At 58.5% G+C, this 10,126-nt stretch carries 11 protein-coding genes; 10 read left to right on the plus strand and 1 reads right to left on the minus strand.

Features of this window, described 5'->3' with window-relative positions; translation table 11 throughout:
• Window positions 1-1,013 precede the first annotated feature (1,013 nt).
• From PCE31107_RS20155 to PCE31107_RS20200, 10 genes are all read left to right on the plus strand, one after another.
• Entirely contained in the window at window positions 1,014-1,319 is a 306-nt protein-coding gene (locus tag PCE31107_RS20155; RefSeq protein WP_150610432.1) for a cellulose synthase, read from the plus strand.
• A 122-nt stretch (window positions 1,320-1,441) separates the two neighbouring features.
• The gene (locus PCE31107_RS20160; RefSeq protein ID WP_150610433.1) at window positions 1,442-1,711 is read left to right on the plus strand and encodes a hypothetical protein; all 270 of its coding nucleotides are present in this window, start codon (window positions 1,442-1,444) and stop codon (window positions 1,709-1,711) included.
• 322 nt (window positions 1,712-2,033) lie between these two features.
• Window positions 2,034-2,279, plus strand: a complete 246-nt coding sequence (locus tag PCE31107_RS20165; RefSeq protein WP_150610434.1) for a major capsid protein — start codon at window positions 2,034-2,036, stop codon at window positions 2,277-2,279.
• A 145-nt stretch (window positions 2,280-2,424) separates the two neighbouring features.
• The gene (locus PCE31107_RS20170) at window positions 2,425-4,089 is read left to right on the plus strand and encodes a hypothetical protein (RefSeq protein WP_150610435.1); all 1,665 of its coding nucleotides are present in this window, start codon (window positions 2,425-2,427) and stop codon (window positions 4,087-4,089) included.
• Between the two features lie 7 nt (window positions 4,090-4,096).
• Window positions 4,097-4,399, plus strand: coding sequence for a DUF2523 family protein (locus PCE31107_RS20175; protein WP_150610436.1), 303 nt, complete (start codon window positions 4,097-4,099; stop codon window positions 4,397-4,399).
• A 3-nt stretch (window positions 4,400-4,402) separates the two neighbouring features.
• Window positions 4,403-5,452 (plus strand): zonular occludens toxin domain-containing protein, encoded by a 1,050-nt coding sequence (locus PCE31107_RS20180; RefSeq protein ID WP_150610437.1) that lies wholly within the window; start codon window positions 4,403-4,405, stop codon window positions 5,450-5,452.
• A 5-nt stretch (window positions 5,453-5,457) separates the two neighbouring features.
• Window positions 5,458-7,140 (plus strand): type II secretion system protein GspD, encoded by a 1,683-nt coding sequence (locus PCE31107_RS20185; protein ID WP_246181902.1) that lies wholly within the window; start codon window positions 5,458-5,460, stop codon window positions 7,138-7,140.
• A gap of 126 nt (window positions 7,141-7,266) precedes the next feature.
• On the plus strand, window positions 7,267-8,046 hold the full coding sequence (locus tag PCE31107_RS20190) for a rolling circle replication-associated protein (protein ID WP_150610439.1): 780 nt from the start codon (window positions 7,267-7,269) through the stop codon (window positions 8,044-8,046).
• Between the two features lie 2 nt (window positions 8,047-8,048).
• Complete coding sequence (locus PCE31107_RS20195) at window positions 8,049-8,270, plus strand: DUF4224 domain-containing protein (protein WP_246181903.1); 222 nt, start codon at window positions 8,049-8,051, stop codon at window positions 8,268-8,270.
• Window positions 8,271-8,277: 7 nt separating this feature from the next.
• Complete coding sequence (locus tag PCE31107_RS20200; RefSeq protein WP_246181904.1) at window positions 8,278-9,342, plus strand: tyrosine-type recombinase/integrase; 1,065 nt, start codon at window positions 8,278-8,280, stop codon at window positions 9,340-9,342.
• A 179-nt stretch (window positions 9,343-9,521) separates the two neighbouring features.
• On the opposite strand, the gene PCE31107_RS23730 is transcribed toward PCE31107_RS20200, so the two are convergent.
• Window positions 9,522-10,126, minus strand: a 605-nt coding sequence (locus PCE31107_RS23730; RefSeq protein ID WP_246181905.1) for a hypothetical protein, incomplete at its 5' end; no start/stop codon positions are given.

Here is a 10,126-nt window from a genome sequence, read left to right on the forward strand (position 1 = left end):
GAATAATGCGCTGTGCTGTAAAGTTGCGCTGCTCGGGCGTTGTCATGTCGTTCGGCGCGCAATATCCTCTCAACCGTCACGTCCCAAACGTGACCGGGCGTAGCAACCCGATTGGTTAAACCCGGGCACACGGCCGCAGAATTTTGCGGATTTCGTGTGCGCCGACTCATGCGTTCGTTTTCAACGGGCGGGCCTGTACTGGGACACCTTCGGGTGTGCCGTGTATTCGGGAAACCAGCGGTTTGCTACCCCAGTCCAGTGCCTGCCCACCCCCTCTCGCTTTTTGCGAGGGGCAGGATTGAAACGGTTAGCATGAGGACGCCGCATGACATCTCCTGTCTCCATTCCTTTCGAAATTCGAGACTCTCTCGACAAACTTCACGAACTCGCCGAGCGCATTCTTGCGCTATGCATGGTGGCATCAAACCAAAGCAGCCCCGAGTCCATTCCGCCGCAATTCACCAGCGCGTACTTCGACCAAATGGGCGACCTCGCGAGTGAGGTTCTCGGAGTCACCCATCGCCTCGACGCAGACATTCGATACACAGCAAGACCTCCGGCCGCCAGCAGTACAGGCACCTGCGACCGGGCCCCTTCACCTCGCGCTATTCCCCTTATTTAACGTCTGAGCGTACCGGTCGAGAGTCGGGGAGGTGTGTCCGTGAGGTTCGTCCGTTAGGCCAGTGACCAGCCAATACGCATAGCGAGGCCACTTCGCACCCAGCGCGCTGATCATTTCGTCGCTAGCTCGCTGCCGTCCTTGCGCGACGTTTTGCCAGCGTCGGGCACTTATACCGGTCAGTTCTTCCATATGCGCCCATGGTCGCCACCTATCGGTTACGCACTCAACCAATTCCGTGATCCGTTCTCTCATAAGTCGGACGTTTCCCATATCGCCGCCGGAAGTGATTTTGTATATTCCATCCGGTCAACTTAATTGCAGTTGATTGACTGACGTGGCGGGTATCTTTCACATGCCCCAGCCACATCGCTCCACTTCGAGATTTGATGCCATGACCAGCAAACAAAAACTCACTATCCTCGACGTCCTTCGGCGCGAGGGTGTTTCTAGCAAGACCGGACGTCCATACGACATGCGTACGGCACAGTGCGTGCTCCATCAAATGACGAGCGAAGGCAAGCAGACAATCGTCGGAACGATTGTGCTTCCCGAGATGCTTAAGGAGACGCCGAACGGCGACTACCTCGCTGAATTTGCACTCACCCAGTCGATGGAGGGTCAGCTAATCCCGCGGATTGTATCGTTGCAACCCTACGCAATTAATGCCAAGCCAGCCGCGCAATCCAAGGAGCAATAAGTAACAAAAAATTTCACTTATTTGCATAGGAGTACTAATTTTTGACTCGCAAATAAGTCGTTCATGACCGACGCGGACACTAGCCCGCCTCGCTAATCAGGCCAAGAAATTTGAGGTGCTCCATGACGGAAGAAAAATCTCGACTTTTCTTCAGGGAAGTCAACTTGAGGCACGGATGCTGCCAGGCGCAAGGTATTGCGGTTGGGTGGGATTCGAAGGAGCTGGATGCTCTCGTTCGATTGATCGAGGGGGCGGCGAGCTTGCAAGGAACGGTGTACATGCTGGCCAGCACTCTGGATATGGTGTGCGACATCAACAATATGTCGCGGCCGCAGATCTCGAAGTACGCCCTCGAATTGATCGAGAGGATTCGGACAGGGGTAGTTGAGTGACGCCGTACTCGGGCACATCGGTACTTGCTTGTCAGGCCGTCACGTCAGCCAAAGCGTCGAGTGAGACAGATCGAGCGTTGTGTCCACCGGAGCGCGGGCGTTATTTCACCGTATTGCCGGTGGACGCAACCGCTCTAGCGCCGACCAATGCGTCGGTCCCGCTCGATTCCGCCCAAATGGCGAGCTATTGGGCGCTGGCTTTCACGACAGTTGTCGGGCTCTACCTGGTCAGCGCAAACGTCGGCGCGGTACTTCGCCTGATCCGCCACTAATCCATTCGCGCGCCGGACGCTTTCCGGCATTTCACCTCTAGGAGTTTCACATGAAGGAAGTAGCAGTACGTCTCAAGCCGCTTGCATCGAAAGTCGCTGTGGCGCTGTCGCTGGCAACAATTTCGGCCATGGCGTTCGCGGCAGATGCGGCCCCAATCGATGTCTCTCAGCTCACGTCGAAGATCAGCTTTGCCGGCGTCGTCGCCTCCATTATGGCCGTTGGCGGTTTGATGGCCGGGGTCTACGTCGCGCTCAAGAGTGCGAGGGTCATTCTTGGAATGATCCGCAACGCGTGACCTTTTACTAAAGCCGGGAAGCGATCCGGACGCTTCCCATCCACAACGCTCGCCATACGCCAATGACCGCCCAAGTGAGTTTCAATCTGATGTGCTTCGCCTGGGGTATCGCCTGCGGATGGGCGGTTGTAAAGGGGCTTGAATCATGACCAGGAAGCGAATTTTTGTCCTGGTCGCGGTGGTCGCCCTGTTGTCTCAGCAGACGGCAAGCTCCTTCGTACCCCCGCCCGCTACGAACTGGGTCTTTAACCGATCCGTCGCCAGCATTCTCAAAGAAGTCGCCATTCGCCGAGGCATTTCTCCGGCCGATCCGCGCATCGCCGCTACCAACGCGGCAATCTCCTCCAACTTGACGGCGCTCAATGTCGCCTCCGCAGGCGTTGGCATCGGGCTGACCATGCTGGGTGCACCCGTGTGGCTGACCGTGCTCGCGGGTCTGGGTGTGGTGGGGGCTGGATCCGCAGTGGTGGCCTATCTAGGCAAAGACAAGATCCAGATTCGGGAAGACGGCTACGGACGTGTGTCCGTCAAGGTGCCCGAATCGCAACAGTCGATGATTGACGAGACGTCCTATCCGGGAATGCAGGGGGCTGGTTTCGACGAGCATTGGAGCGTTGCTGCTGCCCGCGCGGGATTTCGCGTTTATCGGCAAGACGGATGTTTGCCGTCCCAGCCATGCAGCCGGTTTCCTAAGGGCGACACGCTCGGTGCGGAGTTCAAAGGCGACTATCTCGCCGTCGATTTGACGAGCCTGGCTGCCGTCGTGAAATTTATCACTTTCATTTCCGGGCATTTCGACGGCGAGAGGGCGATGAGAAACGTGACGCTCCGGCCGGAATATGACATGGACGGACGGGTCGTCACAGTACTTGCGGACTATACGTACAACGAGGTCGAGATAACAGAGGCGCACTGCCAGCCCGAAGATCCCCAGCGGTCCATGTGTGAAACAAAGAAAGTCACCGCGGTAGATGCGAGCGAATCGACGCTTTTTCTGGGCTCCTCGCGCGACTGGAATCGTGGACGTCTCTGGAGGGTCGAGCGGCTTTACCAGCGCGAACAGCCGAGCACCGCGCAGAACTGGTACGACAGTTTAGAGCGTGCCTATATCGGCATCCCGAAAGACATTCATGGCGCGCAGATCGGCAGTGAGACGCTTGCAAACGTCGTGGATACGGCGTGGCGACGTGCGGCTTCTCGACCCGACTATGAGGGCGTGCCGTACACCGTGACGAGTCCGGTAACGAGTGCGGAGGTGGACTCGTGGGCAAAGGCTAATCCCGAGCTTGTCCCGCGCGTAGAAGATCTGTTCCGTCCGGCTGGCAGGCCTGGCGAAAGGACCGTTGTCATCCAGGAAGTCATCAAGCCGCAAGTCGAGACGCGCATCGATCAAGGGACCAAGGTCGAGCCAAAGACTGAGCCGACGACGGAAACCAAGACGGAAACGAAGACGCAACCGGAGACGCAGCTCGTCAAGGATGTGAACGTCATCAATCGGCCCACCGTGGACGTCGGCAGTCCCGTAAAGATCGATCTGGGTGAAGCGCCACGGATCGAGACACCGACGCTCGAAACCCCGCCTACGCCGAGCATGATTCTCAAGCCGATCTTGTCGTTATTTCCGGACATCAAGAAGTGGACGGTGCCGAAGTATGCGGCTGAATGCCCGCGCCCGACGTTCGACCTCTTCGGTCAACGCATCCGCATGGACGCGATGTGCGACATCGCGGAGAAACATCGGCGGACGATCACGACGGTCATGCTGGCCGTATTCGCGCTGATGTCCCTAATGATTGTGCTTGCCGCCTGAGGTTGCTATGCCAAGTCTCTTCGGATTTCTCGCGTCGGCCGTTAATTCGGCGCTTCAGTTTGTCTTGCGTTCGGCAGTGGTGAAGTTCGGAACGTTTTTCGCACTCTGCTTCATCACTACCGGCTTCATCGACGTGCTCACGAACAGCGGCATCTTGCCGAACGCGAGCGCGCTCACCAACGCGTTCGTCGGATTGCCTCCGTCGGTCTGGTACTGGCTGGAACTGCTGGCGTTTCCGCAGGGCATTCCATTAGTACTGGCGGCAATGGCGAACCGTTTCATCATCCGCCGCATTCCGCTGCTGGGGTAAGTCATGGCAATCAACGCGTATACGGGGTTGATGGGATCCGGGAAGAGTTATGAGGTTGTGAGTAGCGTCATCGTGCCTGCGGTCATCGGCGGGCGCCGTGTTGTGACGAATATCGACGGGATTCAACCCGAGGCGATTTACGAGTACTGCGTGACGGACCGAAAAGCCAATGGTGAGACGCTCGGCGTAATCGTGCCCGTCACCAACGATGACGTGATGAATCCTGGCTTCTTCCCGGACGAAACGAAGCCAGACGCCCCATCCCTGGTGAAGGCTGGTGACCTGGTGGCCATCGATGAGGCATGGAATTTCTGGTCGGTGGGCAACAAGCTCGATCCGGCGCACATGCGCTTCTTCCGTATGCATCGTCATTACGTGCATTCGGAGACTGGCGTCGCTTGCGATGTCGCATTGATGATTCAGTCGATTACGGACCTGCATCGGCAACTTCGTGCGGTCGTGGAAATCACGTTCGTTACCAAGAAGCTCAAAGAGCTGGGATTGACCTCCAGTTACCGGGTCGAGCTGTACGAAGGTGGAAAGACGACCAAGTCGAGCAGGCTCGATACGTACAACAAGATTTACCGAAGGGCGATTTTCCCGCTGTACCAGTCGTATGCAGGCGGGAAGGGGAAAGAGCGCTCCATCGACAAGCGGCAGAACAAGCTCACTAACAAGCGTATCTGGTTCATCTTCGCATTGACGGTCGCCATGACCGTCGCGAGCGGAATTTATCTCGTCTCGTACTTCCGAAGCTTTCAACAGCCCGAACAGGCTAGCGACGATGTGCGGCTGCCGACTGCCGTCGCCGAGTCCGTGCGGGTCGAACTGCCGTCTGCTCCGTCTTTCAGTGACGAGTGGCGAATTGCCGGGGCGTACGAAACCGACTCGGACGCGTTTGTGGTCGTGGCGGATTCCTCAGGCAGGCTCCGCGTTGAATCGCCATCGATGTTCTCGCTGAAAGGTATCGCCCGCATTGGGACGGTAGACGGCCAGCAAGTGACGATGTGGACGGGTGGTCAGGCGACCCCATCGGCGGGAGGGGCGCGATGAGGCGAATGCTTATCCTCAGCATGCTTGCGGCGTCTGCGCGAGTGTTGGCAAACGCCCCGGAGCTTGCTTCGGCCCCCGTGGACTTTCACGGACTCGGTCAGGAGCCTGAATACTCTGCGCTCGACGACTCCCATCGTTCAATGCTTAAGGCGGAGACGAACCAGTTGGGCGCGCAGTCACGCAGGATTGTCGCGAAGGCTGGGGGCGGGCGGTTCGATTTCCAGTTCGTCAATGTCGCGCAGCTCATTGCGCTGCTGTATGGCGAGGCGGTAAAGACGCCGTACGTTATCGCGCCGGAGGTTCTACAAGATCCACGCCTAGTCTCGTTCCGATATGACGCCCGGAGCGGTGATCTAAGAGCATTCCTCGCGCTTTTCCTCGACTCGCTGGGCTTTGCTGTGGAGACCCGCGCGGGGGTGGATTTCGTCTTCCGGCGACCGGATGGCGGGCATCAAGAGGCGGAGCGCAACCTGTTCGTCTACCGGCCGCGGTTTCGGGATACGGCGTACCTTGCCCGCCTGGTCGGCCCACTGTTTCGCGGCGAATTTACTGTCAATCGCTCGGTCTCAGCGCCTGCGGATGCTCGCCTCGGTGGCACTGCCCCAAGCGGTTCGGCTGCCGCGCTCATCGATCAGCGCGGCGACACGCTCCTGTTCTATGGAACGGCGGACGAAGTCGTCACATTGCAGCAACTGCTTCCCCAGTTGGATACGGCCGTGGGCGAGGTGAACGTGCGTGCAGCAGCGTACGAGGTCGGTAACAACACTGAGCACGGTTCCGCCTTCCAACTTGCGACCAGCCTGTTGTCGGAGGGGCTGGGTGTCACGCTTGAGGGCGATGTGCTTGGTAGCACGCTGCGACTGAGGGCAGGGAAGTTCGACGCCGTTTTCTCAGCCCTGGCCAAAGACACCCGTTTCAAGGTCATCAACAGCCCGAATCTGCGGATCCGCTCCGGCGCAAAGGGGCGCCTCACCGTCGGCCAGCGAGTCCCGATCCTGAAGTCTGTGAGCTATCCGCGCGGAGGCGGGGAGCCTGTCCAGTCTGTGGAGTACCTCTCGTCCGGCGTGATCTTCGAGCTGTCTCCGACAGTGAAGGATCGGATCATCGACTTGCACGTCACGCAACAGATCAGCGATTTCGTGAAGACGACAACCGGCGTCAATAACTCGCCAACGCTCAACACGCGCGAGATCAGCACGGAAATCAGCTTGCATGACGGAGACGTGATTCTCATGGGCGGACTGACGACCAACAAGACAACCGGAAACCGCACGGGCCTGGCCTTCCTGCCGAGGTTCCTCGACAGCGAGAGCGATGCCAAATCCAGTACGGAGATATTGCTCGTCCTGCAAGTGGAGCGGGTAGGGGCGTCTAGCGTCGGGAGTGTCGGCGCCGATGACGAAGCTGAGGCGTCCTACGAGCCGGATGACAGCGTCGGGGAGGTTGTCGCGCGGCTCAGCGCGGCTCGCGCGACCGAGCAGCGGGTAGCACTGCTGACGCCGGCCGGAGCGCTATCGCTGCATCGCACTCACCTTCCTGGAAAACAATCCGCTGAGCGTGCCGCCGCCGGCGCGTTTGAATTCGCGAAGGCGGTGGAGGTAAAGCAAGGGCTTCGCGCGACCGCCGCCGCCCGGAGGGGCGAGGACGGCGGGGGCGCGCGAAGCGCGCCCCTAGATTTATATCAATAACACTTAACGTACATAGAGGCGGCGCAGACCGACCAGGCAAGCAGGAACACTCCCCCCGAAAAGAAGAAAGCCCCAGCCGCTGGAACGGTTCGAGGCTGTGAATCCACATGAGAAATAGGAGTTGCCATGCTTGATGAAAGTATAGATCGATTCGTTGCCTTCCGCCGCGAGTGGTTAATCCGTGGTCGGAACTTCGGCGATGGACAGGTTGAGGTCACAGCCGTCCGTTTCGACCGCTACATGGGCGCTCAGGCGTTACATGCGATGCCGAGAGCGCGTCGGGGCGAATCGGAGAATTCGGAAGACAACCAACTGGCGGCGGCGAAGCGGGCTAAGCAGCAAGTTCGGTTGCGGTGTAAAGCGATTGGCGCGGATCGAATGATTACGTTGACCTACCGGGAGAACATGCAGGACCGGGCGCGCCTCAAGCGTGATTTTGACTTGCTACGCCGCCGCCTGGGCAAGTTGCAATCGTTCCAGTACGTCGCGGTGACTGAGCGGCAGAATCGGGGCGCGTGGCACCTTCATATCGCCGTGAAGGGGCGGCAGAACTATCGAGTGTTGCGAGCTATCTGGCGATCGATCGTGGGGGCGGATAACGGAAACGTCGACGTGCGCAATCCGTTCCGTGAGAAGGGGCTCCGTCACAAGCTGGCGGCATACCTCGGCAAGTATCTGACGAAGGACTTCGCCGAGCACAAGATGAACGAGAAGCGGTACTGGTCGAGTCGTGGCGTTGAGGTTCCGGAGCGGCATCCCATTGCTCACATCCTGAACGACGATCCGGCTGAGGCCATCGTCATTGCATTTGAAGCGGCAAAGACGGCTGGCGCAACGCTGGACCGCTGCCAGGTATTTTGGAATCAGGAGCTTGGATGCTTCTGGCTAGCAACGCGGGAGAAATGAGTATGGAGACCTTCTTAACCCAGGAAGAAGTGGAGTACCTAACAGGCCGACGGGTGAAGGCGAAGCAAGCGGAGATACTGCGCCGTATGGGCGTCCCGTTCTTCCTGAATGCTGGTGGAAGACCCATCGTGACGCGAGTCGCAATTGAGGGGCGAGGCGGCGCAGCTGAGTTGAGCAAGCCGAAATGGGTACCCCGTGTGCTGGAGTGCGGGCATGGGGCCTAGGCCGAGCGTGAATCTGAACCTGCCGAAAGGAATGCGGGCGCGGAGGCAGAGAAGCGGCCGGGTCTTCTACTACTACGACGCTGGCGGCAAACCCCGTCGTGAAATTCCATTAGGCGCGGACTTCGTGCAAGCTGTTCGCAAATGGACCGAGTTGGAAGCCGACGCAAAGCCGCTTCACCGAAAGCTGGTGACGTTTCGCTACGTTGCAGAGCGGTACGTCCGCGAGGTCTTGCCGACGAAAGCGTTGAGTACCCGTGAGGGTGATCGGCTAATGCTTGCGAAGCTCTACGCCTTCTTTGACGACCCGCCAGCTCCGCTTGATGAAATCAAGCCGATCAACGTTCGCCAGTATTTGGATTGGCGTGTGCGGAGCACCATAGACGCCCTGCGCGCTGGCGGAAAGGAAGTCAAGGGTACGGAAGGCCAGGTGCGCGCGAATCGAGAGAAGGCCTTGTTCTCGCACATCTGGAACAAGGCTCGAGAATGGGGCTACACAGATCAGCCGAACCCGTGCGCAGGCATTAAGGGATATCGGGAGCGTCCGCGAGACGTGTACATCGAGGACGACGAATATCGCGTCATCCATGAGCACGCTCGTCAGCCGTTGCGTGATGCCATGGACTTGGCCTATCTGACCGGTCAGCGCCCCTCCGACGTTCTCAAAATGAGTGAGCGTGATTTATCGGATGGCTGCCTGGTAATCCAGCAGGGAAAAACGAAAGCGAAGCTCCGTATTCGTGTGGCAGGGCGGCTGAAGGCAACCCTTGATCGGATTTCCAAGCAAAAAATTGGACATAATCCACGTAGCTTTTTCTTGGTGGTGAACGAGCGCGGTCGACGGGTTGGCCTCAAGTCGATCCAATCGATGTTTGTGGAGGCTCGTCTGGCTGCGGGATTGCCCGATCCAAAGAAGTATCAATTCCGTGACCTGAGGGCGAAGGCGGGGACAGACAAGGCTGAGGATGTTGGTGACATACGCGCCGCGCAGAAGCAACTCGGGCATTCAAGCGTCACGACGACCGAGCGCTACATGCGGAACCGTCGGGGCGCGAAGGTTGAGCCGACGCGATGAGCTTTGGCCGAGAGGGCAGGCGAACGCCCGATGTCGATCCAATCGTGGCCTGCAAGGATTCAACTTCGTCGCGTTGAAACAGGCGTTCGCCAGAATCTCCTTAGCGAAGTTGAGCGGGACGGAAAATGGGGCTGTACTGCTGATGTAAAGACGCCATATGGTTCGACGGACTGCTGGTCTTAGCCGCTTCCAGCGGCCGTCGCTTCCGAGTCCGGCGAATAGATCTGGGACAGGATCTCGGCGACCAGTTCAATGGTTCCTAGCACTTGATTCGTTAGCATCGACGAGCCGTGGGCTAGCTCATTCCGCAAACTGGGGAGGCCCTTTCGAAGTCCCTGCACCAGATCCCAACACTGATCTTCTGGCGTAATGTTGACCGGTTCGTCCTCGTTGAACTCCATGATTTCAAGTTGCTGATCGATCATGGTTTGGATGCGTTCCATTGATCGGCGTTGCCGCGCACGACCTTCCGCTGCTTGATGCCAGCGGCGGAAGCCTTCGTTTCGAATGAAACCTTCGTCTATTGCGTAGCGCAGAAGTCCGGCAAGCATTGGATGCTGCTTCTTCGAACCCTGATACGGCTCAGGCAATCTTCCGGGAAATCGTACCTTCAGGCCAAACTCAAGTGCGGATAGCGCTTGGCGTTGAGCCACGGGGAAAAAGCGGTACACATGCCAGGCATAAAGGTAGAGATTACGAGCCGTCTCAGAGGTGGCTGCGCGAATTCGGACAGTCGGATAAGTGGAGCGACCGGGGCCTGAGCCGGCGATAATGCTGGCAAAGG

This window comes from Pandoraea cepalis (assembly GCF_902459625.1).
GTDB classification, from domain to species: Bacteria; Pseudomonadota; Gammaproteobacteria; order Burkholderiales; family Burkholderiaceae; genus Pandoraea; species Pandoraea cepalis.

Coding starts and splice junctions, on each gene's coding strand:
- PCE31107_RS20180 (WP_150610437.1), top strand. CDS start 4,403: ATGGCAATCAACGCGTATACGGGGTTGATGGGATCCGGGAAGAGTTAT.
- PCE31107_RS20190 (WP_150610439.1), top strand. CDS start 7,267: ATGCTTGATGAAAGTATAGATCGATTCGTTGCCTTCCGCCGCGAGTGG.
- PCE31107_RS20175 (WP_150610436.1), top strand. CDS start 4,097: ATGCCAAGTCTCTTCGGATTTCTCGCGTCGGCCGTTAATTCGGCGCTT.
- PCE31107_RS20170 (WP_150610435.1), top strand. CDS start 2,425: ATGACCAGGAAGCGAATTTTTGTCCTGGTCGCGGTGGTCGCCCTGTTG.
- PCE31107_RS20185 (WP_246181902.1), top strand. CDS start 5,458: ATGCTTATCCTCAGCATGCTTGCGGCGTCTGCGCGAGTGTTGGCAAAC.
- PCE31107_RS20160 (WP_150610433.1), top strand. CDS start 1,442: ATGACGGAAGAAAAATCTCGACTTTTCTTCAGGGAAGTCAACTTGAGG.
- PCE31107_RS20195 (WP_246181903.1), top strand. CDS start 8,049: ATGGAGACCTTCTTAACCCAGGAAGAAGTGGAGTACCTAACAGGCCGA.
- PCE31107_RS20165 (WP_150610434.1), top strand. CDS start 2,034: ATGAAGGAAGTAGCAGTACGTCTCAAGCCGCTTGCATCGAAAGTCGCT.
- PCE31107_RS20155 (WP_150610432.1), top strand. CDS start 1,014: ATGACCAGCAAACAAAAACTCACTATCCTCGACGTCCTTCGGCGCGAG.